Source organism: Mesorhizobium sp. M00.F.Ca.ET.216.01.1.1, from assembly GCF_004010325.2.
Lineage (GTDB): Bacteria > Pseudomonadota > Alphaproteobacteria > Rhizobiales > Rhizobiaceae > Mesorhizobium.
The window spans coordinates 1-26,857 of the sequence record NZ_SADR02000016.1; the positions used below are offsets into that span (position 1 = coordinate 1).

At 59.0% G+C, this 26,857-nt stretch carries 18 protein-coding genes and 7 pseudogenes; 12 read left to right on the plus strand and 13 right to left on the minus strand.

Features of this window, described 5'->3' with window-relative positions; genetic code table 11:
* Positions 1-1,494, minus strand: a pseudogene (gene istA / locus EN859_RS20360) (IS21 family transposase); the annotation flags it as partial.
* Positions 1,495-1,609: 115 nt separating this feature from the next.
* On the opposite strand from istA, the gene EN859_RS20365 reads away from it, so the two are divergent.
* On the plus strand, positions 1,610-2,380 hold the full coding sequence (locus EN859_RS20365; RefSeq protein ID WP_126089920.1) for a tyrosine-type recombinase/integrase: 771 nt from the start codon (positions 1,610-1,612) through the stop codon (positions 2,378-2,380).
* A gap of 336 nt (positions 2,381-2,716) precedes the next feature.
* On the opposite strand, the gene EN859_RS20370 is transcribed toward EN859_RS20365, so the two are convergent.
* Together EN859_RS20370 and EN859_RS20375 are read right to left on the minus strand one after the other, a co-directional pair.
* Positions 2,717-4,033, minus strand: a complete 1,317-nt coding sequence (locus tag EN859_RS20370; RefSeq protein WP_126089921.1) for a HipA domain-containing protein — start codon at positions 4,031-4,033, stop codon at positions 2,717-2,719.
* Complete coding sequence (locus tag EN859_RS20375; protein ID WP_029354813.1) at positions 4,023-4,361, minus strand: helix-turn-helix transcriptional regulator; 339 nt, start codon at positions 4,359-4,361, stop codon at positions 4,023-4,025. Before EN859_RS20375 ends, EN859_RS20370 begins: the two co-directional genes overlap by 11 nt.
* Before the next feature lie 1,272 nt (positions 4,362-5,633).
* On the opposite strand from EN859_RS20375, the gene EN859_RS40275 reads away from it, so the two are divergent.
* Positions 5,634-6,167, plus strand: a complete 534-nt coding sequence (locus tag EN859_RS40275) for a hypothetical protein (RefSeq protein ID WP_245500214.1) — start codon at positions 5,634-5,636, stop codon at positions 6,165-6,167.
* On the opposite strand, the gene EN859_RS39375 is transcribed toward EN859_RS40275, so the two are convergent.
* From EN859_RS39375 to EN859_RS20390, 3 genes are all read right to left on the minus strand, one after another.
* The gene (locus tag EN859_RS39375) at positions 6,098-6,628 is read right to left on the minus strand and encodes a hypothetical protein (RefSeq protein WP_245464989.1); all 531 of its coding nucleotides are present in this window, start codon (positions 6,626-6,628) and stop codon (positions 6,098-6,100) included. The two genes, EN859_RS40275 and EN859_RS39375, sit on opposite strands and share 70 nt — an antisense overlap.
* A 136-nt stretch (positions 6,629-6,764) precedes the next feature.
* Positions 6,765-7,016 (minus strand): DsbA family protein, encoded by a 252-nt coding sequence (locus tag EN859_RS20385; RefSeq protein ID WP_236370651.1) that lies wholly within the window; start codon positions 7,014-7,016, stop codon positions 6,765-6,767.
* A gap of 79 nt (positions 7,017-7,095) precedes the next feature.
* Positions 7,096-8,100, minus strand: coding sequence for a magnesium transporter CorA family protein (locus EN859_RS20390; RefSeq protein ID WP_029354811.1), 1,005 nt, complete (start codon positions 8,098-8,100; stop codon positions 7,096-7,098).
* A gap of 40 nt (positions 8,101-8,140) precedes the next feature.
* On the opposite strand from EN859_RS20390, the pseudogene EN859_RS20395 reads away from it, so the two are divergent.
* The 8 genes and pseudogenes from EN859_RS20395 to EN859_RS40285 all read left to right on the plus strand — a co-directional run.
* A pseudogene (locus tag EN859_RS20395) lies at positions 8,141-8,877 on the plus strand (KUP/HAK/KT family potassium transporter); the annotation flags it as partial.
* Positions 8,878-9,001: 124 nt separating this feature from the next.
* Positions 9,002-10,234, plus strand: a pseudogene (locus EN859_RS20400) (IS256 family transposase).
* Between the two features lie 84 nt (positions 10,235-10,318).
* Positions 10,319-10,626, plus strand: a pseudogene (locus tag EN859_RS20405) (insulinase family protein); the annotation flags it as partial.
* A 199-nt stretch (positions 10,627-10,825) separates the two neighbouring features.
* Entirely contained in the window at positions 10,826-11,503 is a 678-nt protein-coding gene (locus EN859_RS20410) for an insulinase family protein (protein WP_348632937.1), read from the plus strand.
* A 268-nt stretch (positions 11,504-11,771) separates the two neighbouring features.
* On the plus strand, positions 11,772-13,610 hold the full coding sequence (locus EN859_RS20415) for a HipA domain-containing protein (RefSeq protein WP_126089922.1): 1,839 nt from the start codon (positions 11,772-11,774) through the stop codon (positions 13,608-13,610).
* Between the two features lie 277 nt (positions 13,611-13,887).
* A complete protein-coding gene (locus EN859_RS20420; RefSeq protein WP_245464779.1) occupies positions 13,888-14,283 on the plus strand; it encodes a helix-turn-helix domain-containing protein in 396 nt (131 codons plus the stop codon).
* A gap of 966 nt (positions 14,284-15,249) precedes the next feature.
* Positions 15,250-15,932: pseudogene (locus EN859_RS40280) on the plus strand (aldehyde dehydrogenase family protein).
* Positions 15,907-16,551, plus strand: a pseudogene (locus tag EN859_RS40285) (aldehyde dehydrogenase family protein). Before EN859_RS40280 ends, EN859_RS40285 begins: the two co-directional pseudogenes overlap by 26 nt.
* On the opposite strand, the pseudogene EN859_RS20430 reads toward EN859_RS40285, so the two are convergent.
* A pseudogene (locus EN859_RS20430) lies at positions 16,548-16,869 on the minus strand (hypothetical protein); the annotation flags it as partial. The pseudogenes EN859_RS40285 and EN859_RS20430 overlap by 4 nt on opposite strands.
* Positions 16,870-17,584: 715 nt before the next feature.
* Here EN859_RS20430 and EN859_RS20440 point away from each other — a divergent pair.
* Positions 17,585-18,778 (plus strand): TlpA disulfide reductase family protein, encoded by a 1,194-nt coding sequence (locus EN859_RS20440; protein WP_245464780.1) that lies wholly within the window; start codon positions 17,585-17,587, stop codon positions 18,776-18,778.
* Positions 18,779-19,780: 1,002 nt separating this feature from the next.
* On the opposite strand, the gene EN859_RS20445 is transcribed toward EN859_RS20440, so the two are convergent.
* Together EN859_RS20445 and EN859_RS20450 are read right to left on the minus strand one after the other, a co-directional pair.
* On the minus strand, positions 19,781-20,350 hold the full coding sequence (locus EN859_RS20445) for a DsbA family protein (RefSeq protein WP_245464781.1): 570 nt from the start codon (positions 20,348-20,350) through the stop codon (positions 19,781-19,783).
* A gap of 741 nt (positions 20,351-21,091) precedes the next feature.
* Positions 21,092-21,958 (minus strand): sulfotransferase domain-containing protein, encoded by an 867-nt coding sequence (locus EN859_RS20450; RefSeq protein WP_108722861.1) that lies wholly within the window; start codon positions 21,956-21,958, stop codon positions 21,092-21,094.
* 728 nt (positions 21,959-22,686) lie between these two features.
* Here EN859_RS20450 and EN859_RS20455 point away from each other — a divergent pair.
* Positions 22,687-23,475, plus strand: a complete 789-nt coding sequence (locus tag EN859_RS20455) for a MurR/RpiR family transcriptional regulator (RefSeq protein WP_189350281.1) — start codon at positions 22,687-22,689, stop codon at positions 23,473-23,475.
* Between the two features lie 577 nt (positions 23,476-24,052).
* On the opposite strand, the gene EN859_RS20460 is transcribed toward EN859_RS20455, so the two are convergent.
* The 4 genes from EN859_RS20460 to EN859_RS20475 are packed head-to-tail and all read right to left on the minus strand — an operon-like array spanning position 24,053 to position 26,848.
* Positions 24,053-24,592, minus strand: coding sequence for a hypothetical protein (locus EN859_RS20460; RefSeq protein WP_126089924.1), 540 nt, complete (start codon positions 24,590-24,592; stop codon positions 24,053-24,055).
* A complete protein-coding gene (locus EN859_RS20465; RefSeq protein WP_126089925.1) occupies positions 24,589-25,269 on the minus strand; it encodes a methyltransferase in 681 nt (226 codons plus the stop codon). The genes EN859_RS20460 and EN859_RS20465 overlap by 4 nt, the downstream gene beginning before the upstream one ends.
* Positions 25,266-26,096: a nucleoside-diphosphate kinase gene (locus EN859_RS20470; RefSeq protein ID WP_245464782.1), complete on the minus strand. Its 831-nt coding sequence runs from the start codon at positions 26,094-26,096 to the stop codon at positions 25,266-25,268. Before EN859_RS20470 ends, EN859_RS20465 begins: the two co-directional genes overlap by 4 nt.
* Positions 26,093-26,848 carry an aspartate kinase gene (locus EN859_RS20475; protein ID WP_051695332.1) on the minus strand — a complete coding sequence of 252 codons (756 nt, stop codon included), beginning with the start codon at positions 26,846-26,848 and terminating at the stop codon, positions 26,093-26,095. The genes EN859_RS20470 and EN859_RS20475 overlap by 4 nt, the downstream gene beginning before the upstream one ends.
* Positions 26,849-26,857 lie beyond the last annotated feature (9 nt).

Sequence of the window (26,857 nt, forward strand, 5' to 3'; positions counted from 1 at the left end):
CTCCTGAGACTGTCATAGCGGGCGCAGTCGGCGACCGGCTCGTGAGCCAGCGTCAGGGCCTGGGGAATGGAAAGGATCGTGCCCGGCGCCGGATCGCGGCTGCGGGCCAGGATGTTGAGGATCACCGCCGCCGAACAGACGCCATGCTCGAGCGCTTCCTGGCAGGCGCTCTCGACCGCGCTCAATCCGTCGGTCAGAACGCAGGTGAGGATCGACACCATCTGCCGGTCGCCGTCATCGGCCGCCCCTAGCTTGCGGCGCACCTTCTCCATGGCTGATGGCAGAACCCATTCCCGGAAAGGCGCGCCGTTGCGCAGGCCGTTCGGTTTGCGGGCCAGCACCGGCACGTAGTGCCAGGGATCGTAGACGACCTCGTTGCGGCCGAAAGAGCGTGCGTGCTCGCCGACGACCGCGCCATCCTGGCGGATGACGATGCGGTCGGCATAAGCATGGATCTCGACCGGCCGACCGACGGCGCTTGACAGCACCGAGTATTTGTTGTTGTCGAAGCGCACCGTGCAGGTCTTCGACACCGACGCGGGAATGCAATGGTAGCCGTCGAAGCGACCGGCATAGGGAATGAAGCTGGCGCGTTCTTCTTCGAATACGTCCCAGATCGTGCGCTCACCCTGTTCGGGATGCCGACGCGCCTTGGCATTAGGCAACGCATTTGTCGGCCAGCCAGCCGTTGAGATCCTCCAACGTCTTGAAGCGCAGCCTCGGTGTGAAGAAGCGCTCGCGCACCAGCCCGACCTGGTTCTCGACTTGCCCCTTCTCCCAGCCGGCCGCCGGTGTGCAGGCCTCCGGCTCGACAAGGTAATGCCCGCACATCTGCGCAAAGCGGCGGTTGTAGCGGCGATCCCTGCCGATGAAGATCGCGTCCACCGCCGTCTTCATGTTGTCGTCGTAGATGCCGCGCGTGCAGGCGCCACGGAAGAAGGCGAACGCCCGGTCATGCGCGTCGAACACCATCTCCTGCGTCTCGCGCGGATAGGCCTTCACGAAGAACATGCGGCTGTGGCAGAGCCGCATGTGCGCGACCTTCACTGTCACCGTCACGCCGTCGAGCAGGACGATCTCGTGACTCCAGTCGAACTGGTAGGCCTCGCCAGGTGCAAAACTCAGCGGAATGTAGGCCTCGGCCACGGCGCTGCCGCGATCCGCCGCCCAGCTCTGAGCATGCCGCCACCCCGAACTGTAGCTGCCGTCATAGCCGAGGCCGCGAAGCTCCTCGAAAATACGGATCAGCGTCAGCCGCTCCCGCTGCGGCTTGGCCGCATTCGCCGACAGCAGCCGGTCCAGCGTCTCACGCCAAGCTCCCATGCGGGGATAGGGCTGGTGCTTGCGCTCGTAGCGGAACTCCGTCTCCTCAGAACGCAGGACCTTGCGCACCACCTTGCGCGAGATCTTCAGCTCACGGCAGATCGCTTTGATCGACTTCCCCTGGACCAGCGACAGCCGACGTATCTTTGCAATCGTCTCCAAAACCAACATCCAAAACACAAATGCCTCCGATCAAACCGGAGGCATCTTGATGACCCCATCGTTAAGGGGTCCCGTTTGGACGAAAATCACCCCTTAAACAGGGTCCTCATTCCACGAAAAATCAATGCACTACCTTCCAAAGCTGAGAGAGATCGCCACCGACCGCTTTGAAGGGGCTTTCGGCGGTCTCGTCAGCGAGGTTGTGGACATGAAGAAACATCAATCCACCGCATTGGGCCGAAGCATGCCACGGGCTCATGCCGCGGAGAGCGGGAAGATATTCTTGAAAGAAGCGGTCTCCGACATCAATACCGACAGGATCGGCAGCTTTCTCACGTCACTTGAGGTCGAGCGTGGCAGTTGCGACCCGCAATGCAAGGCTGGCGGCGATGCATACCTTTGCGCGGTCCCTGATCTCGGAGCACCCCGAATATATGGATACGCTGCAACTGGTGGTGACACTTCCCTTCAAGAGGGCGCGCGGGTGGCACCTGTCGAATATCTCGAAGGGCCCGGAAATCAAGAGCGTCCTGGCGCGTATCGACCGCCGCACGCCTTCTGGACAGCGGGATTACGCGCTGTTCTCGCTGATGTTCAATACGGATGCACGAGTTCAGGAAATCCTGAAACTTCGAATTTTGACCTTCGTCTGGTATCGCCCTGTCCCGCCGAGCAAAGGGGCTTTCTCAACGACCGCGGCACACCGCTGACCCGGTTCGGTGTTGGATACTTGCTGCGCAAACATTTTGATATGGCTGCGGGGGAAGGAACCACCCTGGCGGAAAAAAGCATCCATCACCGCTCTTTGCGGCACACGACGGCCATCCACCTTGTCAAGGCGGGTGTTGACATCGCCACCATCAGTCAATGGCTAGGCCACTCGGGGCTGAACTAACGATGCGCTACGCCCGGGCCGGTATCGATATGAAGCGGCAAACGCTCGAACAAGTCTTTCCCGACGTGATGTCATCGGCAAAAGATCAGACGATCATCGCTATGATGGCGGGATGTTAGGCTGGCTGCACCGCTTGTAGACGCTCAGTTATGTGGAGTTGTATCGTGGGAAGTCGCGCGTCTGTGGGCTCTTGCGGTGTCAGCTCCACATCTCTCCGCAGTGCACGTTGTCGCTGTCGAAGAGCCGTCTGTTCATGTCTTCGTGCTGGCACGGCAAGGATTGTCCATATTGTGGGCGTCTTGCGCTTGCCGAGCTTGTCCGAAATCCAGCGCCGGATCAGGCGTGAACACTGTTGCGTAGTTCGTCAGCCAGAGCGAGGAGAACGTCGGCGCTCCCTTCCAGCGCCGTAAAAGCGTAGGGATTGAGGAACTGTCGGCCCCAGAACAGATTGCGATCTGTGCCGGATAGCGTAGCTTCCTCGCTGACACGCGGCCAATTCTCCGCAATGCATCGGAGCTGGCCTTCAACAATCGCAAGAGCTTCCGGCGCGCTGAGCAGGAAGTGATGCGCGGCTTCAAGGCAGGACGCGATCCGGCTCATGCGGTTATTGCCGCTGATGAGCATGGCCTGGCTGGCCTCCTGGCCACTGCGGGCCTGCGGACAAATATCGTAAGCAGGCGTGAGGGTGAGCTTAGCCCCGTCCCAGAATGCCGCATGGTTGCGGGCATGATCGTCGGTGTTGCCGCAAAGTATGTTGAAGACAATGCGGCTGAATAACTCGCGCAGAGTTTCCGACGGCGCGGTGAATCGGTGGCGAATGATCTCCGCCAAATCCTGGTAGCTGGCGTAACGCGCCATCATCTCATCGAGCGCGAGCATCGTCAGCGCTGAGACCATGGATTTGCGTTGCCAGCCGCCCGTGACCTTGATCCGGTCGAATCGCTCGACGAGCAACACGTCCTTGCCTGCGGCGCGAACGAGCGAGACGGATGCCGCTCTGATGCCGCACAAGGCGGCAAGCCGCATGGCTATGAATTCTCCTTTGACGACGCTGTAAAGGTCGGCAGACGAGGAAAATTTCGCGACATGCTTGATGGCGTCGTCCTCGATCAGCGCCTTTGGCCTTGCGCCGCCGATCGAGCTGCCGTGATGCAGCGCCTGATCTAATTCGGGGGTGAGCGGAATACCTTTCTCTACCCGCTCCGCCGATTGGACAAGCTCTTCGAGAGTGGCATTGGCCAGTGCGCGCGGCTCGTAATTCGTGGGCGAAAACTGAAAATCGAGCGCGCCGATGCGGTCCGAGCCTGATTCCAGCAGGAACGTCAGTTCTGAAATATCGAGCCGCGCGATTTCATCGCCCTTCACACCGAATTTGCGGTTTAGGATAACCCGTCGTCCCCAGGCATCGGGGGCAGCATCGCGGATGCATCCCGGCATGGTTAGGCCAGGAAGCAAAGGCAATTCGCCTGCCTTCAGGGGCAGTTCCGGGAGATAAAGCGGGATCGCGCTGCCCAGTTCACGAAAGCTCCTGCCATAGTTGAAGCTGACGAGTCCGTCATGGGCATATAGCCGCCCGGCGACAACCGGCGCGGTCTCGCCCGGCAGCCAGACCCAGACATAGGCTTCGTCGTACTTGGGGACCTTAGAACTCATCGACGATCTGCTTGCCGGCCTTGTAGACGTGCTTCGGCAGCAGCGCGATGCGATCGTCCATGCGGCCTGTGAGGGCTGTGATGCCCTTGCCGTCCGCATCGAACAGCTTCACACCGACAATGGCAGCAGCTTCGAACATCAGTCCGATTTCAACTTTGGGATCGCCCTTCTCGATGCGCTGCAGGGTGCTGCGTGAAACACCGATTCTCTCGGCTAACTCCTGTGCGGTTAACCGGTGCTGCATCCGGCCTAGCCGGATGGTCTTACCGAAAAGGCCAAGCGCTTCCATTGCGTAGCGCGAATAGGTGCGTTTATGCGTTGCCGTCATTCGGGTCTCCGTGACCTGTCCATGAGCCATATCACCTCATTTCGACCTTTATATAGGTAATGTCGCAGAGCGACTGCCAAAGTCAAGCCTCCGTATTGTATGATCCAAATCCCCCTGATTCGACTTTATATGCAGCAAGAGTTCGCATCACGGCTACGTTCGGAAAGCGAGGTAGAATGCGACGGGAGACGCAAGCGTTACCCATCCGAACAAGGACGGCGAATATTGCCTACGGCTCCTGCACAACCGGCCAGCTCTGCGCGCCTCGGGCGAGGCGGAGATCTGGCGCTGGACCGCGGACAGCCTTGAGATGCCTCGCATGAGTCATTCGATGGGCGGTCCCTGGTGCCACTACGCCAAGCGCGATGAAGCGTTGCGGTCTTCGTCGCGCGCAACGGCGAAAGCGTGCAGGAGGATGGCTCGGGTCAGGGTGGACAAGCATCTGCGTAACAATTTGCTTTTCGAGGACGGGACGAGTCCAGGTTGGCCGCTGCTCAAGGCGCTGGCTCCGCAGCAGAGCCGAGTGAACTGGAGGGTCTGGTCCGGCGTCGAGGCACGGCGCAAGGCCTGCCGCGACGGGCGCGGATAGTGCTGCTGGCCAGCGAGAGGATGTAGAACAAGGAAATTGCCTTACGCCTTGGTGCAACGCCCAATACAGTGGGCACATTGCGTCGGCGCTTTGCCGAACAGCGGCTCGATAGCCTTTACGATGAACCGCGTCCCGGCGCGCCCGATGAGGAGATTGCCGAGACGATCCGGTTGACGCTGGGAGACGACGCCGCGGGACGCAACCCACTAGCCTGACTCTGCAATCTTGAGGAGCGCCAAGTTTATTCTGGCGTGCGGCGAGCTCAACGCCGAGCCGCTTGGCATCGATGCACGACACGACGTGATGCGGCGGTGTCGCACGGGTTCTCACGGTTTGTGGCTTCGGGATCGCGCGGAAGGCCACGCTTTTCTGGCGGCTCGCGCACCGGTGCCAGACGGCCGTCGGGACCTTAAAATCGACGGGATGACCGGCGGACAACACCTCCACGCCGGCCATACCAGGCCTGGCGGACCGCCCGGACAATCCTGAGATCCTGGCCGACGTCGGCGCCGCTTGGATAGCCGCGATTGAATGGATTGCGCGCAGAGGCATTGTGCGTCCTTAATGCACGCATGGTCTTACGTGCTCAGCGTCAGAAATGACTGCGCTTAAAACGTCAGCTTGAAGCCGGCCGACAGGGTCAAGGCATAGAAGTCCATGCCAGCGCTATCCTTGTGGGCTCCTTGTTCGCCGGTCGCGATGCTGTAGGCCGTTTTCTAGCCTTTGTTGCGAAAATATTTGTCGACATTGCCGGCCAGGAAGACGCTGGCGCGGTCGGTCATCTGATAATCGATCTTGGCGCCGGCCGAGATGAACGGCACCGTGAAGAAGTCGTCCTCAAATCGCAGGCCGCGCCCCTCCTCGCGCAGCCAGTGATGGTCAACAGCGCTTGCATCAACGGTGAAGCCGCTGCGGAGCAGACCCGAGAGCGTCAAGTTCCCGAGCGTCGTGGTCGCTTTCGCGCCAAGGAACAGGCCGAAATAGCGCTGTTCGTAATCGATGACCGGTTCGCCGTCCGGGAACTTGCCGCGATCCTCGCGAAAGCCGAAGCCGTCCCCACTCTATATGTACGAACCGCCATAGGCCTTCCACTTCATGTTGGTGTATTTGAAGCCACCATGAAGGTTGATAACCGTGGCATCGTTGATCACGAAGTCTGGGCCTGCTGCCATGTCAAGGTTGATGTAGCGGTCAAGGCGGGTGTCGGGGTGGATTGACTGATCCGACCAATCCTGTCCGGCAATACGCCGTTGTCTGAGATGGTCCAGTTCTTCCAGACCTCGGCCTTTAGCCCGGTGGTCAGAACCGGCGCGCCGGTTTCCCAGATCAATTTGCTGATACGATTGCCCACTTCGTCGTAGAAAAGCTCGTTGCCCTTTAGCCAGGTGTAGCCAACGCCACCAAGAAACACGACGCTCTTGTCGGGCGCTGAATAGGTGGTCGAATGCGCCGCCATGGCGATGGTCGACGATGTGCAGAACGTGCCGGAAGCAAGAATTGCAAATGCTGATGTGCAGCGATTCATGGGGCCTCCTCGGGACATCCGTTGGTGATCTTTCGTTGAACGACGGCGGCTCACAGCGCCCGTTTGCAGGCGTTGTTTGTCGCGGCGACCATTGCTGGGCATTGGTGCAAAGACGTTGAACTCCGATGCGATGTCCGGGACGGCTTTGGTCATTGCCCTTTGTCTGGTGCGCTGCATAGAACGGCTTGGTCCGCCCACTACCGCGTTGCCGGACCATATAAGAGATTTGGCCCGACGCGAGAGGCGGCACTCGTGGCCAGAGAACGGGATCGCACCGGCCGCCACGCTGTCAAAATGCCGAAGTTGGTGATCCGGCACGACGCTTAGCTTCTTCCCGCTCTTTGGCGATGAAGCGTTCCAGCGTGTGAATCTTGAGCACACCTGAAATCACTTCGTCGCCGAGAACCAACGCCGGCGTGACGTTGATGTACAGCTCCTTGGCGAGCGCGCAATTGCGCTCGAGGACGTTTTCGATGGCGCGGTCTTCCATGTCCCGCTTGAGCTGCTCAACCTCGAGGCCAACGTGTCGTGCGATAGTCAAGATGTCGAATTCGCTGAGCTGCGCGACCGCTCCGGGACGTGGGACTTTCAGTAAGCGCCCCGAACCAGCCTATTTCCTTTCACAGCCAACCGCGCCGCTTGAAAAAGAGATACGGAACCACGGCGGAGAGCACCATCAGACCCAGCGCAAAAGGATAGCCCAGAAGCCATTTTAGCTCGGGCATGGCATCGAAGTTCATGCCGTAGATCGAGGCAACCAGCGTCGGCGGCAAAAACACGACGGCAGCGACCGAGAAAATCTTGATGATCTGGTTCTGCTCCAGATTGATGAGACCCAGCGTCGCGTCCAGCAGGAAGTTGATCTTGTTGGACAGGAAGGTCGCATGGTCGCTGAGGAACGTGGCATCGCGCTGGACGAGCTTGATACGTTGCCGGATTTCCTTCTGCAACTTGCGACCGGACGACGCGACTGCCCAGCTGGTCGAGTCACTCGCGCTATGGTAGGCGACGAGCCGCGCGATGCTCACGAGACTCTCCTGAATTTTCGTCAGCAGCTCACCCTTCCGGCCGATTCGCTCGACAAGGGATTGAAGGTTGCGTGTTTTCTTCGAGGCGCTCGGAGACGTGTTGCGAAAAATTTCGCGTGAGAGTGCATCAATCTCGTCGCCGATGCGCTCAAGCGTGTCGGCCGCGCGGTCGATGATCGCTTCGATCAGACCCAGCATCACCAATTCGCCGGACGTGCAGGGAGGGCCGCTAGTACGCTGTGCTTTCGCCGCATAGATCAAGAACGGCTTCGGTTCGGCGTGGCGGACAGTGACGAGCGTCTGGCCCTTGATAACGAAGGTAACCGGCGCTTTGACAGGGTCCTCGCCCTCGATATTCGCGACCGCGGTGATCGTCATGAACTCGGCGCCGTCTTCATGATAAAGACGGTCCGACAACTCGATTTCCGCCATCTCGTCGCGCGTCGGGATATCAATGGCCAGATGCGCCTTAACAAGCTTCACTTCCTCAACAGTCGGGTTGAGGAGGTCGAGCCAGAGAGCACCGAGAGCTTCGGCCTCCGGCAAGCCGTCAATTGCTGTCAGATGGCCGTTCTGGCCCGTGTAGATGCGCAGCATTTATGGCCCCTTCGGCAAGGCAGTATGCCGCCCGCGGAGCCTTTCCGTAACCGGGGCTGAAGCGCTCTACACTGATCTCGGTCATTTCGGCCGCCGGCCGATTGTGCTGGCTTGGCTGGCGATCGCATTTCCGTGCCTGCTGCTTAACAATTTCGGGCAGGGCGCGTTCGTTCTTTCCCGAGGCGGGACGATCTGACATCCATTCTTCGAGATGACCACGGCTGGACGTTGGTGCCGATGGTGGTGATGGCTACGGCGGCAACTGTGATCGCCAGCCAAGTCGTGATTCCGGCGCTTATTCACTTGTGCGACAGGCCGTCCAGCTCAACATGCTTCCGCGCTTCGAAATCCGGCATACATCCGAAATGCAATTCGGGCAGATATACCTGCCGCGCGTCAACCTGCTGCTCGCATGGTCGGTCATGTTGCGGTCATCGGCTTTGGTGAGTCCAGCGCCCTCCCGTCAGCCTATGGCATATCGGTCACGGGCGAAATGGTTGTGACGACAATCCTGCTCCACATCGTGATGAGGCGTATCTGGAGGTGGACGCTCCTCCCGGCGCTCGGCCTTGCGCTCGTCTTCGGGGTGGTCGATGTCGGCTTCTTCTCGGCGAATATCATGAAAGTGCTCGACGGCGGCTGGGTCTCAATCCTTGTCGCCGGCGTGTGGTCGCGATGACTTGGGTTCGCAGAACCCGCCTCCTCTTCGAGAAGTCCCGCAAGAGCGAAGTCCCGCTCGATTTGATTGCCGAGCAGATGACTGCCAAGGTGCCGTCGCGGGAGTGGTTGGAATTGTGAGTTGGCGTAGTCTCCGGGGTGTCAACCTCGAATCATCCGGCCTTGCGGTGCCGGACAGGATACTACGCCATGACAAGGACTACCATGAAAGCCGAAGCCGTTCATCCCGGGGGATGAGGCGACGAGCTATCTTTTCGACAACTGGTTTGATCCGATCGAAGCTGGCCTGCGCGAGCGGGTGCGCGGCTTCATCGAGACGATGCTCGAGACCGAGTTGGAAGCGGTGCTTGCCCGTCCCCGTTATGGCGGCAGCCGGCGGCGCGCCAGTGATGAGACCACCGGTGTCGCCGGCCACCGCCACGGCAGCCGGACGCGCACGCTGACGGGGACCTTCGGCACCACTGAGATCACGGTTCCGCGGGCGCGCCTTGATGTCGACGAGGACAAGACGGTGGAATGGAGGAGCAAGGCTCTGCGCGCCTATCAGCGGCGCACGAAGGCCGCCGACGCACTGATCGCGTCGAGCTACCTGGCGGGCACGAACACGCGACGCGTCCGTCGTGCGCTTGCCGCCTTGTTCGGCGGCGCGATCGGCAAGGACGTCGTCAGCCGCACCTGGCGCAAGGTGAAGACGGACTGGGACGCCTGGAATGGTCGCTCGCTGGCCGACGAGCCCGATCGTGCGCCTGATCCTCGACGGGACGGTGGTTCGTGTCAGGCTCGACCGCAAGGCGACCTCGATCTCGCTGCTCGTTGTCATCGGCGTGCGCGCGGACGGCCAGAAGATCCTGCTCGCGGTCAAGAACATGGGCGGCGAGACGACCGAGGCCTGGCGGGCGATCCTCGACGATCTCGTCGCACGCGGCCTCCGCCGCCCTGAGTTCCTCATCGTCGACGGCGCACCCGGCTTGGACGGGGCGATCGCCGGGCTGTGGACGGGGTGCCGGTTCAAAGATGCACGGTTCACAAGCACCGCAACCTGCTCGCCCACGCTCCCGAGCGCCTGCACGAGGAGATCAGCGCCGATTACACCGACATGATCTACGCGGCCACGCCGGAGGAGATCGAGAGCCGCCGCAAGGCGTTCCTGCGCAAATGGCGGCTCAAGTGCCGGGCGGTGGCCGACAGCCTGGAGGAGGCCGGTGAGCGCCTCTTCGCCTTCACGCGCCTGCCGCCGAGCCAGTGGAAAAGCACCAGAACTACAAACGCGATTGAGCGTCTGCATGAAGAGTTCAAGCGGCGCATCAAGACCCAGACCGTGCTGCCTTCGGCCGAAACCGCGGCAATGTTGTTCTGGGCGTTGATTGCGTCCGGCCAAATCTCGATGCGAAAAATCGACGGATGGCACACGCTCCCCGCCAAGCCACTCGATCAGCAGATTGACCTCGCCGCATGAACCGATAACCTCAATTTACCGGAGGCTGCTCCGCCAAATTCCAACACGATCCGCTACGGCACCGACGCCAGGCCTTCTATGACAAAATATTACACGCCCAGCAACGCCGTCCTAGTGGTGGCCGGCGATGTCGAGCCGGAAACGGTCAAGGCGCTGGCCGATAAGACGTAGGGAACCGTGCCGACGGCTCCTGGTCTAACCCGCATCCGCCCAGTCGAGCCGGAGCAAAACGCCAAGCGCACGGTGACGCTGACCGACGTGCGCATTTCGGTGCCGCGCTTTTCCACGCAATGGATGCTGCCGTCCTATCATACGGCCGCACCCGGCGAGGCCGAGGCGCTCGACTGCTGGCCGACATCCTCGGCGGCGGGACCCGCAGCCGGCTATACCAGCAGTTTTCGACCGCATACGCGCCCAGCTTCTCTCCGAAATCATTGCCGATGAGCGCGAACCTCACGCGATCCCCGAGCTGGCCTGGCGGCGCGGACTCTACGGCACGCATCCGTATTCGAGACCGCCCAAGGGAGCCTGACCAGCGTAACGCCCGCCGATCTAAGCGCCTTCCACAAAGCCGCTTTCGCCCGCGACGGGCTGCATGTGGCGGTCGTAGGCGACATAGATGCCAAAGCCCTGAGAGCAAGGCTCGACCAGCTGTTCGGCGATTTGCCTCAGAAACAGGCGCTCGCCCCCGTACCTGATGTCACCCCGAAGCGGCGAGCGGACGCAGGTCGCAACGCCCTCCCCCAGACTTCGCTCCAGCTGGCTTTTCCCGCCATGGGACGCAACGACCCGGAATTCTACGCGGGACAGCTGATGAACGATATAGTCGGAGGCTCACGATTTACCTCACGTCTGTTCCAGGAAGTGCGCGAAAAGCGCGGCCTTGCCTACGGTGTCTCGTCCAGCTTGGAAGACTACCAGCCCAACATGCTTGTCGTGACGACGTCGACGCGCGCCGACAGGGCGGCCGAGACGCTCGACCTGATAAGACAACTAATCAAGGAGTTGGTGGACACAGGCCCAACAGCGGCCGAACTCGAAGCGAGCAAGAAGTATCTGATCGGCGCCTATGCTATCGACAATCTGGGTTCCTCCAGGCCGATTTCCGCCACGCTTGTCGGGTTGCAGCTCGACAAACTCGGCATAGACTACATCCAGCGCCGCCCGGCCCTCATCGGGCAGGTGATCCTCGAGCAGGCAGGGCGGCGGCGAAGAAGCTGCTTTCGGCCGAGCCCGCGATTATGGGCGTTGGCCCGTGACAGCGAATAATCCCACGCTCTACAATAGCTGAAGGACTCGCCGACCTACGTGTGGCTGATCCGACTATGGTGTGGCAGAATGAACGCCTTGAGTTCTGCCTGCTCGCCTTCGCAGACCAAGTTCTCTCCCGTGGTTCGATTCCCGACCCGAAGAACGCCGTCGTTCCGAGAAAGTATTCTAACTTTTGCGTATACCAAATACGGGAAAGTTAGAAACTCTTGAATATGAAGCCGATTATGCTAGCTTTCCCGTATATCAGATACGGGAAAGTTAGAAAATGGCCCTTCACCTCGTTGGGGAAAACATCGATAAAACCCGCAGCCACTATCAGGCTGAAACGGGCAAGCTCGTCCAGCTAATGCGCGGCATCTATGTCGATGCCGGGGAGGATATCGAGGCCACGATACTCAAGCACGCCGTCCGCATCGCCAAATACCTGTATCCCAACGCTTACCTCTCGGCGGCGAGCGCTGTGCTTCTCGGCCCGACCCGGGATGGCCGCCTGTTCCTGAGCGGGCGACGAATACAGCGCAGGCGCTTGCGCTTGCTGGAAATCATTCAGAACGCAGCTCCCGACCACCCATCAGTCGCTCAAGCGATTGTCGATGATGGAATGGGAGAAATCCGGATCGACGTCTCCTCGATGCGCCAGCGCTTCCTCGAAGCTTTCCGCCTGCGCAGCGAACACGCGGCATCCATCGACGAGACGATGCGCGAGGCAATCGCGAACCGCCTCATAGAACAATACGGCAGCGCCCAGGGCGCTGCCGACGCGACATGGGCGCTTGCCCGCGCGAACCAGTGGTATCGCGAGGGCGAGCACGCCGAGCGCTTTTTCCTCCGCCCTCCACTGACCACAGAACCGGCACGCAACGGAGCCGCGCTCGATCTGATCGTGGCGTGGCACGGCGCTCCGCTCGGAAATCTCACACATGATGGTTTTGAGTGGCGCTGGAATGCAGACGATCAGGGCCCGCCACTTGTTCGCCAGACCACGCCGGGCAAGCTCCCTCCTTTCATTCTGTCGCTGCTGCCTGAAGGCTGGCTTGCGTCAGTGTTGAACGACCGCGACGAGCGCGCGACGCTACGCTCGGGCAAACGCTACATGTCCAACATCACCATCGTCGAGCGTGCGAGCGATCTCTCCGCCCTGCCGCCCGACATCCTGTTAACCCGGCTCAATGGCTTCACTAGAAACACTGTCTTCACTGGCCAGTATGCAGGGCCGGGTCGCGGCGACCTGGAGCAGAGTTTCGAACGCAATCTCGCACAGATATTCGAGCGTACTGATACGCCTCGCCTTTCGGGTGTTCAGATCAAAGCGCCTATGTTCCTCAGTGCGGATGGCACCCTCTCTCCCAGTATCGGCCGGCCTTTTACCCACATTCTCAAACCTGCGGGTACGGGCGGATTTGAGGCCCTGCCAGTTATCGAATGGCAGTCGCTCGCTTTGGGCAGCGCGGCCGGTTTCAAGACGCCCGCGACAGCGCTCGTCCCGATGCCTGACGGGATGCCTCCGGCGCTACTCGTGGAGCGGTTCGATATCAGAACGAGCCTTGAGGACAAACACCTGCTCGCGCTTGAGGACTTCTGCTCGGTACTTGGCGTGCCCACCGAAGCAAAATACGACGGCACGATGGAGCGCATCGCGCGGGCACTAAGGCCGCTATCGACCTCTCCCGAAGAAGACGTCCTGCTTGTCCTGAAGCGATCCTTATTCGCCTGGCTGATCGCCGATGGCGACATGCACCTGAAGAACATGGCACTGCTGGAAATCGCAGAGCCCGGCAGCACGCAATTCAGCTCAGTTCGCATGGCTCCGCTCTACGACGCGGTCACGACTCGCGTGTTTCCACGCCTCGAAAAAGACCGGATGGCCCTCAAGCTGAACGGCAAGGACGATCGTCTGCGGCGCGCCGACTTCAAGGCTTTCGCGAGCACGGCTGGCCTCAAGGCAGCCGATGCGGATACCAGCATCGACGATCTTGTTGCAGCCCTCTCACGCGCGCTCAACCACCTCGAATTGCCGCCGCCTCTATCAGACGGCTCTCAAGGCGCGAAGATGGCGGAGCAAATGCGCGCGATTGTCCACGAACGCATCGAAGGGTTTGCATAGATGATCGATCTAACTGATACGCCGGTTTCCATGGACCGCACTTCCCAGCCGTGATGGGCGAGACCGCCCCGACAAAGCTTGGCAAGGGCTCGAAAGTTCAGGCTAATGATAGATGCTCAGTGGAGGGCCTATTTTCTAGCGCCGGCGACGTAACCGCTCGATCGTCTGCACAATCCCTTCGGGCGTCGGCTGGCGCAGTCGATGCGGTCGAGATCTCTGCTCGTCGTGGCAATGTTCACGGTGGTCTTTTTGGAGATCCATCCATTCCAGGACGGCAATGGAAGGCTATCGCGTTCTGACGACGCTTCTGCTGATGCGCAGTGGCTATGCTTATGTGCCTTACTCTTCGCTCGAAAGCGTGATCGAGAACAGCAAGGAGGGCTACTATCTGGCGCTTCGGCAAACTCAAAAAACGATCCGCAGTCCGAGGCCTAATTGGCAGCCCTGGGCTGTTTATTTCCTGCGCGCTCTTCAGCAGCAAAAGCAGCGGCTTGAGAAGAAAATCGAGCGCGAGCGTCTCGTGCTCGGTACGCTTCCGGAACTCTCCCTTCAAATAGTTGAAGCCATCAAGGAGCGCGGGCGAATGACCATTGGCGAGATCGTCAACCTGACCGGTGCAAACCGGAACACCGTCAAAAAACATGTGGCAACCCTGGTCGAAATAAACATCTAGCCCCAACATGGAACCGGCAAGGGAACGTGGTACGGCAGACGTTAACACAGACTACTTTATGTGATTCAACCCACGAAACGCACCACGTCCATTTACTTTGAACACAATATGATAAGGAACACTCTTTCCGAGCTTAAGCCCCCGGGCAAAAAGTTTTCGAGGGCTGGTTGCCGCCGCCCTCAGTGCAATTAACCGGTATTGAGTTCCAGCTTGCCAGCAGCGGTTATCAGCGTGGCGTCGATGGCAAGTCCTCCTTTGAAGGCGGTCGCATTCGAGGGGAATGCTCTACAGGGACGACCCGCCGTAAACGACGCTCTTTCGAAAATCCCCGACCTCTTCCACCACAACGACCCCCCTTCTCGTTTTTTGGGGCGCGACCTGCACGGTCCCGAGCCCAGCTGGCAGATGATCTGCGTGCCTACGGTCGCAAAGAAGGCATCACCGTGCTGATTCTCGATTGTGGTCCCTTTTGATTTTCCACGCCCGTTTGTGGCGCTCGCGATGGGGGGCGGCAAGATCGAGGACTTTTGAAAGCAATTTCAATCCGATGATGCTCAAAAAAGGCATTTGGCTGCACTGCTGCTATTCGGACCGATGGCCGGTACGCGCGGTCGGGAAGCCGATGTCCATTGTTCAGTTTGCACCTGATGAGAACCGCAAGCCATCGACCAGAAGCGTTCAAGAATTCTCCCTTTCAAGTTGAGTGGATGGTCTACCAGCCGTATGGCCGAGGCCCTATAAGGACCCGCAGGTGCGGAGTACACGCCGAGGCTCTGCCGATTATACATATCAGCTGCCTTTGAGAGGAACCCGGTTTGCCCCTGTGCCTGCCGATGATCCGCCACTGAAATCCCCGGACCTGTTTGGCGCCGTCCATCGCCTGCCGGCACTTGGCACGTCAGTTCGCGAGCGGTCATTTGTGGTCCTCAACCCGTCGAGCGGCGAAGTGCTGGCAGGACGTCCGACATGGGCGTGGAGGAGACACGGGCTGCGGTAGACGAGGCCTATGTCGCGCAGCCTGGATGGGCGGCGCTGACCGCCCGAGAGCGCAGCGACCTTCTTTGGCGATGGCATCAGCTGATCATCGCCATGCAGGCGATCTCGCCGCGATTCTGACTGCGGAAATGGGCAAGCCGTTTGCCGAAGCCAAGTCGGAGGTTTCGCATGCGGCCGCGTATCTGCAATGGTACGCCGAAGAAGCCAATTGCATCTATGGCGAGACGATCTCCGCACCGTCTACAGACCGTCGGATGATGGTGATCAATCAGCAGATCGGTGTCGTCGGCACGATTACGCCATGGAATTTCCCAGCGTCGATGGTGGCGCGCAAGATCTCGCCGGCCCTGGCGGCGGGCTGCGCGATCGTGCTCAAACCTGCTGAACAGACGCCGCTCGTGGCAGGTGCAATGTTTGCCCTCGCGCAGCAAGCCGGCTTTCCTGACGGCGTTGTCAACCTGGTCTATGCGTCCGAAGGTGATCGCGTGGGGCCGCGAACTCTGCTCCAATGCCAAGGTCCGAAACATCAGCTTTACAGGCTCCACCGAGGTTGGCCGACTGCTCATGCGCCAGTGCTCGGACTAGATCAAGAAGGTCAGCCTCGAGCTCGGCGGCAATGCGCCCTTCATCGTCTTCGACGACGCGGATATTGACGCTGCCGTTGACGGGGCGATCCAGGCGAAGTTCCGCAATGCCGGCCAGACTTGCGTTTCATCGAACCGGCTTTACGTCCAATCGAGCGTTCACGATGAGTTCGTCGAGAAGTTCGTGGAGAAAGTCCGGCACTTATCGGTTGGCGACGGCTTCGCTCCGGGAGTGGACGTCTGACCACTCATCGACATGCATGCTTTGGCCAAGATCGAGTCCCACATCGCAGATGCCGTTGCCAAGGGTGGGATAATTCGATGCGGGGCCGAACGTTTTCAACCCACAGCCTTCACCGAGATCTCCAGCATCATGGCGGTTGCGCAAGAGGAGACTTTCGGGCCGTTGGCGCCGATCATCCGCTTCCACGATGCGGATCAGGTTGTCTGTGAGGCAAACGACACGATTTACGGGCTCGCCGCCTATTTCCATCCCTCGAACCTGAGGCGTGTCTGGCGCGTGGCCGAGGCATTGGAATATGGCATGATTGGCATCAATACGGGGCGTATGTCTTCGGAAGCGGCGCCCTTTGGCGGCATGAAGCAGTCCGGCATCGGGCGGGAGGGTTCCCGCCACGGGCTCGAAGACTACCTCGAAATGAAGTACCTCTGCATGGGTGGAATCTAAATGACGTCGCCCCGAGTTTCTCCAGTTTTGGGTTCGTTTCCGGCGTGGGTTGTGCGCTGCTGGGCGGGTGAAGCGACGGGGGCTGGCGCGGAGCCTTTCGCATAGCGCAGCGCGAGCGACCGTCGCGGATTGAAGGTGGTGGCGAACTTGGCCGGTGTCTGCCAGGCGATTTGGGAGTGCGGCCGCGCGGTGTTGCAGTCGGCGCGCCACAGGCGATAGCGATGCTTGCCATGCGCATGGAATGCCATTCGACCGGTTCTGATCCGCGCAGGAGAGGATGGCGTTCGAGATGAACTGGCTGGCATTATCACTGACCAGTGATGAGCCGGTTCAATTCCCGGGCAACCAAGTGCCCTCGACCGTGCTGAATAGTGCGCCTTTGCCATACCGGCGGATTAGCGCGGCCGACCTTACTTCGGCATGATGCGAGCAATTTCTGCACCAGGCGCGCAAGGTATGCCACTCCCTCAGATCGCCCAGCGATACGTCTGGGCCTGCATGTTTGCTGCCTTCTGCGATGGCTTGCCGACACTTTCGGCTCGCCGGGTGTGATGATCTTCTTCTGCGTCTTTCCCTCTCGGCGATATTGCCGTTCGGCCGTCCCGACCAAGGCCAAACCTCGGGCCGTTTTCCCGTTCCCGGGTCGAGCTTGAACGTCTCGTCGATGATGTTCTGGCGTGCTGCGAGCTCAACGCCGAGGCGCTTGGCATCGATGCATGGCACGACATATTGCGGCGGTGTCGCACGTGTTCGACGGTTTGGGCTTCAGGATCGTGCGGATGGGCCACGCTTTTCTGGCGGCGCGAAACACGGGCAATGCGCGTTCAAAACCTGACAAAGGCAGAAACTTGTCAGGTTCAATCCAACCGCCATCCGGGCACTGCGGAGGTTTTTCAAAGCATATTCATGCACTTGCGCGCTGAGCCCGCTGGCATGGACCTTGCAACGCTTGCAGCAGGACGGTATGCAATGGAGCAGACGAGGATGTTCTCTCCCCTGAACCGTGTGCCGTCTCTGAGAGGGAAATAAGCTCGTGCAGAAAATCTCACAACCTTTGACAACGGCTTTGGAGAACAACGTGGTGTTGCAGATCGAGTCCCCGGCTCCTTCGATTCAAGCGGAAACCTGGCTGCGTGGCGAGCCCCTCACCAGCTTCGAGCCCGGCAAAGTGTACATCGTCGAATTTTGGGCAACTTGGTGCGGTTCGTGTGTGGACGGGATGCCCCATCTGATGCAGCTGCAGGAGAAATACAGGGAAAGCGGCGTTGAGATCGTAGGAGTCGCGGCTAGTGAACGCGCTCCAACGGCCGATGAGGCCCGAAGCACGTTGGACGCTTGGTTGACGGAAAAGTTCCCGAATCTGAACTATCGGATCGCATTCGACTCCACAGGCGAAATGGACAAGCTTTGGATGGAGCCCAGCTTTTCTTTCTGGATTCCCACCAGTTTCGTGGTCGACCGAGACGGCTGCATCGCCTTTATTGGTGAACCGACGGAACTCGATGAGGTCTTGCCGAAGGTGCTTAACGGCAGCTGGCGCACCAGCGATCAGGCAAAATCCGCCGATGCGGAGCGGATCGCGGAAGGCGAACCCATAGCGCGCGAACAAGCGCTGAAGAAGCCGATCAAGGACAGATATCGGGCGGCGGTGGAGAAAAAGGATTGGAAGACGGCGCTCTCGGCGATCGAAGAAGGCATCGCCTTGATGCCGGACAACCTCGGTTTCCGCCGTTCTCATGTGAATCTGTTGCTTCACAAAATGAAGGACATGCAGGTCGGCTTGCCCGTCATGCGCCAATTCGTTCGCGACGCGATCAACAGAAACTCCGAGAATTGGATGGTTGCGGCGTTAGACGAGCTCTTCTTTCCGAACCTTGACCATTCGCACTTTCCGTCTGCTGAGCGCTTGGCGATGGGAAAACAGCTGTCCGAACACATCCTGGCACTGAATCCCCCGGAAAGCGACAAACGTAAGCTCCTGCCTTATCGTTTGGCAGCCCTGTACTATCACGAGAGCGGCAACAAAGATCGGGCGATCGAGTTGATCGAGCTGGCACTGAAGTCGCAGGGCGGTCCGGAGCTTATCCGGGACGAAGATGAACAGCGCGAAATATCGCATTTACTGCAGTTCCTGGCCTACTTCAAGGGTGAGAAGGTTTGTTACGGCGCTCTGTGTGCGGTTCCAAACAATGGCCGATTCGACAGCTGGTATACCGTTTGCGGCTGATTGTCAGGTTTATGTAAGGGACAGAATTGGCCGGGCGGACAGCTCTTGATGCGAACGGCGCAAACCCCCGCCCGGCTTGCGAAATCACCTGGGCCGCTCTTTTGGACCTAAGTCCGAAGGACTGCGGCCTTCTAAGATGCCCGCCTTTGTTTAGGCGGGCTATGAGCTGAGCTACGGGTTTTGCTCGCTTCTAACCGTTCGCCAGCCTGGCGCAGGTGCCTCTCAACACCTCCACCACACCGAGGTTTCATGCCGGTAGCGAATTCGATCTTGGCGGGATGGCCATTAAGCACATGGGATGGCCTCGCTGGCGGCATGCCTGTGATCTGGTGCTGCAGCCCACGCTTGCCTCCGCCAGCGGTTCGATGAGGCAGCCTGTCGCACAATTGATATCAGGACTTCAATGCCGGAACACCGGCGCCACCCTCAATTCATAAATGAGGTGTCGCGCACCACGGTTGGCTGCTTGATCCAGGCAATTCAGGCCGCCGTCATCCTCAATGAGGTGACCTCGACCAGAGCCTCGGCCTTGAATGGCATGATGCAGGTGCATGGGATGCGGCCACCGTCATTTTCGTCTTGCGACCGCTTTGCGGCTTTATCCAACACGCCAAGGACCACAATGTCGACAGGCGGCGCGAGCTTGGCGCCTAGGCGTCCACGTCAACAGATTCTTCTGACAATCGGGACTTGTACGATCACCCCAGGGGGGCGAGAGCCCATGACGATCATCGTCGCGCCGGCCGCGATCTGAAGCAGGCGTCGGCGCGCCTCCCGCCTATCTTCTGGCGAGGCTTCGGTGAAAGACCCCGATGGCGGAACGGAAACACCACCGGCTGAATAGATCCCGAGCTGTGCGATCGCGTTCGGCCAAGTTGAGGAAAGCGAGCTGAATGCAGGACTTTGCACGCTGGCACCGCATTGCGGGCCATATAAGAAATTTGGCCCAGCGCGAGAGGCGGCACTCGTGGCCAGAGAACGGGATTGGACCGGCCACCACTTTCAAAATGCCGAAGTTGGTGATCCGGCACGACGCTTAGCTTGTTCCCGCTCTTTGGCGATGAAGCGTTCCAGCGTGTGAATCTTGAGCACACCTGAAATCACTTCGTCGCCGAGAACCAACTCCGGCGTGACGTTGATGTACAGCTCCCTGGCGAGCGCGCAATTGCGCTCGAGGACGCTTTCGATGGCGCGGTCTTCCATGTCCCGCTTGAGCTGCTCAACGTCGAGGCCAACGTGTAGTGCGATAGTCAAGATGTCGAATTCGCTGAGCTGGCCGCGAGCAGCCATAAGGGCGTGATGGAACGCCTCATATTTTCCCTGTTTGCTGGAGGCGAGCGCCGCCAGTGCGGCAAATTTGGAATCCGGTCTCTTGCCCGGACAATGTTTGTAGACAACCTTCAGCATGGGATCATGCTTGAGGGCTTGCTGGATTGTACGGTCTTCCGCCCGGCACCGCGGGCAGTTGTAGTCCAAAAATAAGACGAGAGGGACGTCGCCATTCGGGTTGCCAGCAGTTGGCGCAGCAGCGTCGTTTAAGAGTGGTCGCGCCGCTCTGGAATGAGCTTCCACCAAAACGCGACGAGCCGGCTATGGTTTTCATGCTGGCGCACGTAGTCTTTGGCAACTGGACCATATCGCGTCGCCAGCCCGAAAAAAGGCAGGGCTAGGGCTGAAAGAGCGATAAGGCCGGCTTTTGGCGTAAGGCATGGTTAGGCTCCAATTAACAGTGAACGGCAGGGCGGCAACGGGCGGCCTTTTGACGTCAAAGTATGCACCGCTTTAATGCCTCACCCGCTGTTCGCGGATGACGGGAGGTCAAGGGGCTCGTGCTATTCGAAGAGATGCGGTGGGATGGCTGCGCCCAACAGTCGACCCATCCGTGAGCGGCGCTGTGTGCGTGCGAACTGCCCAGCCGCGGTCGCCGTTCGCCGAGCGGCTTCAGGCGGCCGAGTGCGATGGCTGAGCGTGACTGCAGCAAACACCTGCACGTAAAGCTGGGATAAGAGGGCTTAGGGGGCGCGGGACTCGCGCTGCGGTGTGCGGGACTATATTCAATAATTCTTGTCTCCTAACCGGATCGAGGCAGGATCCTCCCTCCCGGGCATCTCCCGTCGCTGCGCTCCGGTCGAACGTTGCACCAAGGGTCCTTGCAAGCCCCGCGCCAATCGCGATGTCGGCACTTCAGGAAGTGATTGCGCGGGCGGCAGGTGGGCAGTGGTCAGCGCGCCTTTCCAGAATATCGCTCGCAAAACGTCCGGCGAGCGGCTCCGAGCGTACCTGCCATCGCCCGGCTCTGCGACAGCCTGAAATCTATCTCGAACCAAATCCGAATCGCTCGTTGAGTCTCGTCCCTCCCAGCGCGGTAAACCGCGCCTCGATCTCGGCATTCCAGCAAGCCTCCCACGAAGTTCGCCCGCTGGACAGGGTGAAGGTCTGCTGTCCGATTAGCTGGTTTAAGATCAGCTCAGGCTGCGGCGGCCGCTCGATCTCGCAAAACTCTACAATTCTGCGAATGGTCTCGAGCTGAACTTCGCGTCCTTGGTCGCCTATGATCTGCTCATAGCTCAATCCAAGAACATTCTCCTGATCCGCCCACGGTGCCACTGGATGGCAGCGATCATTGAAAATGAAAGGCGCGATCTCATCGAAGTACTTCAGCATTTTGTCAGGTCCGTCCGGCTCATTGCGCCACGTAATCTCAGCCCTCTCAGGCGGGCACCAATCGCTGTCACCTACATATCGCATCTGCGACACAATTGCCGCACGCATTTCGCGCGAAAGAAAGACGATCTTGAAATCCGCTAAACAATGGCGAGTGCCGATGTCGCACGGTAGATGCCCATAGCCAAACTGACCGGGCTGAATAAAGCGCGAGGATATCTCGATCGGTATCCATAGAATATTTTCGGAATGAGTGAAGCGAGCTCGCTCGACATCCACAAAGCGGAAGTCTCCAAGATAGTCTTTATTAAAGAACACATCGGACTGTACAAGCCCGAGCAGTCCAAGCAGACGGGCATATAGGTGGGTGCCCGCCTTCGGAATGGAACATATCATAACCCGCGAGCTTGAGCGGCCGGCCGTCGGCTTGATTGACCAAGATTCATTCGAGCAGGGATAAAGTGGAAAGGGTTGACCCGCGATATCGCGCAGCTCTTCTGGAAGCGGGTGAAACATTGTGGTTTCCTCACTGTTGCAGCGGCTTTTTTAAACAGCCGGAGCCAATGCGCGACAGGACAAGTTCCTGACCAGCTTGACCCCAAGCAGTCGCGCCCTCTGTTGCCGTACCAGAGAAGTAAAGCCCGTCGCATGCGCTAGCCGCGAGACGAACCGCTAGTACGGGTGGCATCGGCGAGCTCGTGGCCAACTTGCTGAGATGAGCTATTTACCAAACGCCACGTCGGCGTTCCCTAGAGATGTAGTCACCTTGTCATACCCCCGTTTTCGATCGGACGATGAACCTAATCATAGAATAACGCAAGTAAGATTGGTTATGTCGCCAATATACTAATGAATATATTTTCCCAGACGGCACCGCTTGCGTTGCCGTGCAGTCGTCCCCACTGCCCTGACGACGAGGACACCACGGTTTGCGCGGCGCATGCGCAGCCAGTAAAGTAAGCTCCATTGACAGCATCGGGCCAGGAGACGTCGTTAAACGAGGCCACTCGCAAGACCGCCTCGCGAGCGGCCGAGCGCATGCCCTCGCGTCCATTGCCCCGACTGCCGAGACATGGGCGCGAACGGAGCGGCAGCCGGAATCCGATATCAACCTTGTCTATGATCTGCGTCAGTGAACCGTCAGCGAGACTCGAATATGCAGGGCTTTGCTAGGCCTTCGCGGGTCGACTGCCAGCTTGGAACGAACACTAAGACACATGCGGAAGCCCCGACATACACAGAAATTGCTGCTAGACATCATCTATGATGCAATTAACACGGCTCCGAATGCGCTCGCACGTATAGCTCTGTATGTTGCACAAGACCCCGAGGCTGTTCTGGCGCTGTCCATTGCCGACCTTGCGCGCAACACCGCTACCGGTTCTGCTTCAATTGTAAGATTTTGCCGAACCTTGGGACTCTCGGGATTTCGCGAGTTTAAGATTGCGCTCAGCGGCGAAATTGAGCGGCGGAAGTTGAGCGGCGAACTGGCTGAACGCGCGCCATCAGAAGCTGTAGACACAGCTCCTCGGATCGCCATCCTCAGTTCTGCTTTACAAAACTCAATTTCCGCGTCCGCTCGTGGTTTTGACGACCTTCAAATTAGTGGGCTTGCCAACCGCATCCGAGCGGCCCGACGCGTCGAACTGTTCGGCACGGGGCCGTCATCCGTCTGCGCTGATATTCTGGCCATGCGACTGATCTGCCTAGGTTTCCCCGCACATTGCTCGGGGTCCGCCACCGTGTCTCACGCTCTCGCGCGAGGGCTTGGCTCGTTGAGCCTCGCCATTGGCATTTCGTCGCGTGGCCACACTGTGGAAACCAAGGATTTTCTGGCCATTGCGCGCGAAACCGGAGCATACACGATTGCCATTACGACCCGCGTTGACTGCCCGATCGCCCGGACTGCGGACGAGGTGGTCTTGTTTACCTCGGCTGAGGCTTGGCCACAGGCCGGGTCGGCGATGCACGTGCCGCCTCTGGTGTTGCTGAGCGAATATCTTTGCCAGTGTCTGCAGATGGCGGAAGTCTGAATCCCCACCAAGGCCAATTCGGGCAGTTCCGAGGTTATTTCCGGATCCCACCTCGGTCTTCGTCGCGCGTGCTCGCGTGCACGAGCCATTGAAGCGATAAACTTGAACCGCACTTTCGACTGTGCGTACTGCGTGCTTGTTACATGGAAACGACGAACTCACCGAGCAACCCTCTTGCCACGGCGCGGGGGTGTTTGGTGATCATAGGGGAAGCTTCAACAATTGAGAAGCTGACGAACTACTACACCGGGATCAAACCGGAGGACAAGGCAGGTTCCTCGTCGTTGGCAAGGCTGCAGCACCAGGTCGACTCCGTGCCCTAGGCGGTCCATGCGCAAGGTTCGACGGCGCGCTCGCCGACTGAGTGGCGCTGGAGGGCCTCGAGAGGGCATGGGTCGGCCGCAGCAGCGTGGGACGCAGGAAGGCAGGCAAGATCCTGGCTTCCTTCTTCACCGACAGCAAGTCAGCGGCTCCTTTTGCCGGTCGGCAGATCGGTGGACCAGGTCGAGCTTCTTCCATGTCCACTTCTACGTTTGCCACGGTGTTCGGGAATTCCTGGGAGATTGGGGGCTGACATCTATCGGGTGCTGCCACGAAGGTTGGTATTGACGTATTTCGCGAGGTCTAGCGCGGAGATGCTACCAACCAATTGGTCCAGACTCATTTCGGCCGAGATTGAGGCGGAATGCTCCAGGAGTGCAAGGAGATCATCCCTGTGCTTCGAATGGTGGTTCTCCAGGTGCATCTCGACCTTTCGCGCGATGACGTCCGCGAAACTCGCCCTTGTCCCAAAAAGCGGATCGTTGATTAACGCCGTCGGTCGTTCCTGTTCGAGAACCCAATTTATCGCCAGGGTCCCGTTCGATCTCAAGAATACGATCTCCAGCTCCGCGTCGGCAGGTCGCGATGTGGCAATGGAGAACCCCGCATCCGCCAGAGCCCTGGTATCCTTATCCACAGCCTGAGTGAATGCGGCCAAATTGACATGATGAATGTCAATGTCGTTCGGCGCACGCTGGATGAACTGAGAAAGGACGCTACTGCCCGCTACCCAGCTATCTTTGCTCCGATTGCGCGAAATGGCGACTAACGCAATGCGCATCAGCTCGGGCATCATGCGCTTGTGGCCTTCTTTGATATTGAGAACAGCCTGTAAGTTACGTTGACGTCGGGATAGGTCCCGGCTCGCAGAAGCACAGATGTGAGATCATTTGAACCCGCAATCTTTTCAAGAAGGTCGTCACGGGCATTAGTGCCGAACCCAAGAACGATACGACCTGTTTCCGTAAGGAATCTTGGGCCATCTGAAAGAAATCTCTCGAGCAAGTTGTACCCTGGATCGATCGCACCACCTTCGAGGTCGTGGACAAACTCGTAATCTTCTGGAGCGTAGCTCGACGGGTAGTTCCAAAATATGATGTCGAACCTTCTGCCAGGTGGAACATTGGTAAATATATCGCTTGCGATGACTTCGACGTTCCTAATGCCGTTTCTTGCAGCATTCTCCAACGTGTTCTTGACGGCCCTCGGATTGATGTCGCAAGTCAGCAACGACAGCGCGCCAGTCTTTGCCAACAGAAGGCCGGGAAGACCGAAACCGCAGCCGATTTCTAAGACGGTCTTTCCGTCGAATGGGGGAAAATTCTCGCTAATCCAACGCCAACTCTGGAAGTGCTCTGGAGGAAAAACCCCTTCCTGTACGACCAGATCCAGTCCGAATGCCTGCATCTGACGCGGGAAAGTGGCTTGTTGACTTGTCCGAAGCGTTGTCCTGATACGATCAAGTTCGCTCATTGTTCTCCGGCCTTCCGGCGCGGTGCCATGCCTGGTTGTTTTCCCGGCTCGACGGCATCAACGGTTCGCTTCAGTAAGCAATTCCAAAGAGGCATTGAAAACAGACCGGCCTCAAGAATGAGGCGGTCCCAAGATGAGCGGAGGGGTGCATACCGGAAGAGGCCTTCTAGACCGGCTCGATCCCCCTGGAAATACCGCTGGACGGCTGTCGTTAGGCCCGACTTTGCTGCGGTTAGGAGTGCTCTGTCGTAACAGAATCTTGCGTGGGCAAAGGCGCTACCATCACTCCGATTGTCCGGCATCGGCGCAGCTCCCCTGTCGCCGAGAACGTTTAGCAACATTTGGAAAGATGAATGGGCAATGTAGCCGGAATCGAGAGAAATCCAAGCAGTCGCTTCGTCGCCCAACGACCGGCACCTAAGTATTCTCAGCTCAGCATCCATTACTTGATGACTATCGCTCACATGAAGGAGGTTCGTCACGGGATTATCGCAGAAAAAGAGACTACGTACGGTGCCGCATAAAGCCTGGGCCGGCTGTGTGTTACCCTTCAGTTTTTGCGACAAGTGCAGCGCATTAGGTCCGCTCCAGATCGTGGCGCAAACCGGACGCATGTCGAATAAGTCCAGCACCAATGGCCAATGCTTCCCGCCGGTGGAACAGGTAAGGGTATAAAACGCATCAATGGATTTGCGACTATGAATCGAAAAGAACCGTTCCGAGAGTTCCAAACCGGTTCGCCGGCGAATAAATTCGTCGAGCAGCGAGGTTAGGCCAGAGCGCGCGACTTCCGGGCCATACACTATCAGCGCCGTGGATGACATCATGCCGCCCCCCCCAAAGGGTCGCTTGTGATATGGGCCTTCCTGCTCGCGACGGTGATCCTAGTCGCTCTAACGCGTCTCCCTTCCAGCCAATCGGCGAGACGAGCGGGATGACGGGCATTAATCACAACGCCGGGAAGGCTTTTCTTCGCCATGAATTCGACCGCGCAGGCGTCAATCGAGGTGTGGCCGAGAAGGACAAGATCTTGAGCAGCGATCTGCTCTATAAGTGCAGCGGGATCGTCGGTTGCTCCACCGCGATGCACGCCATCGACATCTGTCAAAATCACCAGCTGTGGTGCCCCAGTTAACCAAGCGATCCACGCGGCAACGGCGTCGGATGTGACGTCCCAACTCCATTCCACTGGGTCAGCCGCAAACAGCAAACGGGAAGGCAGCAGCACTGGAATCTTCCCAAGTCTCGCGAGAGTTCGGCATTCGCCTAGGCTGGCCGATGGAACTAGTTTGGAAGAGAAGGCGGCATCCGCAAGCAAATACCCCGTTTGGTCCTGTGCTAGAGCACACGCATGATGCGCGGTACACGGATCTAATCGCTCGGCTGCATCAATCGCCTCAATTGCTTTGTCCGGGATGCCGCCGCCTGGAACAAGTAGGATTCGATGGCCCTTATCGGCGAGACGCTCAAGTTCAGCCAGTGCGAGCTTACACACGGCAAGATCACGCATGATGCTCCCGCCGAATTTGAGAACAATCGAAAAGCCATATGGTGGAAAACCTTTTATTGAGCAGTCCATCGGCTTGCC

Excerpts from the sequence above, each read along its gene's own strand:
- EN859_RS20475 (WP_051695332.1), bottom strand. The coding sequence starts at position 26,848 with ATGGACTGCTCAATAAAAGGTTTTCCACCATATGGCTTTTCGATTGTT.
- EN859_RS39375 (WP_245464989.1), bottom strand. The coding sequence starts at position 6,628 with ATGACCAAAGCCGTCCCGGACATCGCATCGGAGTTCAACGTCTTTGCA.
- EN859_RS20450 (WP_108722861.1), bottom strand. The coding sequence starts at position 21,958 with ATGTTTCACCCGCTTCCAGAAGAGCTGCGCGATATCGCGGGTCAACCC.
- EN859_RS20460 (WP_126089924.1), bottom strand. The coding sequence starts at position 24,592 with ATGATGCCCGAGCTGATGCGCATTGCGTTAGTCGCCATTTCGCGCAAT.
- EN859_RS20365 (WP_126089920.1), top strand. The coding sequence starts at position 1,610 with ATGCACTACCTTCCAAAGCTGAGAGAGATCGCCACCGACCGCTTTGAA.
- EN859_RS20375 (WP_029354813.1), bottom strand. The coding sequence starts at position 4,361 with ATGACGGCAACGCATAAACGCACCTATTCGCGCTACGCAATGGAAGCG.
- EN859_RS20470 (WP_245464782.1), bottom strand. The coding sequence starts at position 26,096 with ATGATGTCATCCACGGCGCTGATAGTGTATGGCCCGGAAGTCGCGCGC.
- EN859_RS20370 (WP_126089921.1), bottom strand. The coding sequence starts at position 4,033 with ATGAGTTCTAAGGTCCCCAAGTACGACGAAGCCTATGTCTGGGTCTGG.
- EN859_RS20465 (WP_126089925.1), bottom strand. The coding sequence starts at position 25,269 with ATGAGCGAACTTGATCGTATCAGGACAACGCTTCGGACAAGTCAACAA.
- EN859_RS20420 (WP_245464779.1), top strand. The coding sequence starts at position 13,888 with ATGGAAGGCTATCGCGTTCTGACGACGCTTCTGCTGATGCGCAGTGGC.
- EN859_RS20390 (WP_029354811.1), bottom strand. The coding sequence starts at position 8,100 with ATGCTGCGCATCTACACGGGCCAGAACGGCCATCTGACAGCAATTGAC.
- EN859_RS20415 (WP_126089922.1), top strand. The coding sequence starts at position 11,772 with ATGGCCCTTCACCTCGTTGGGGAAAACATCGATAAAACCCGCAGCCAC.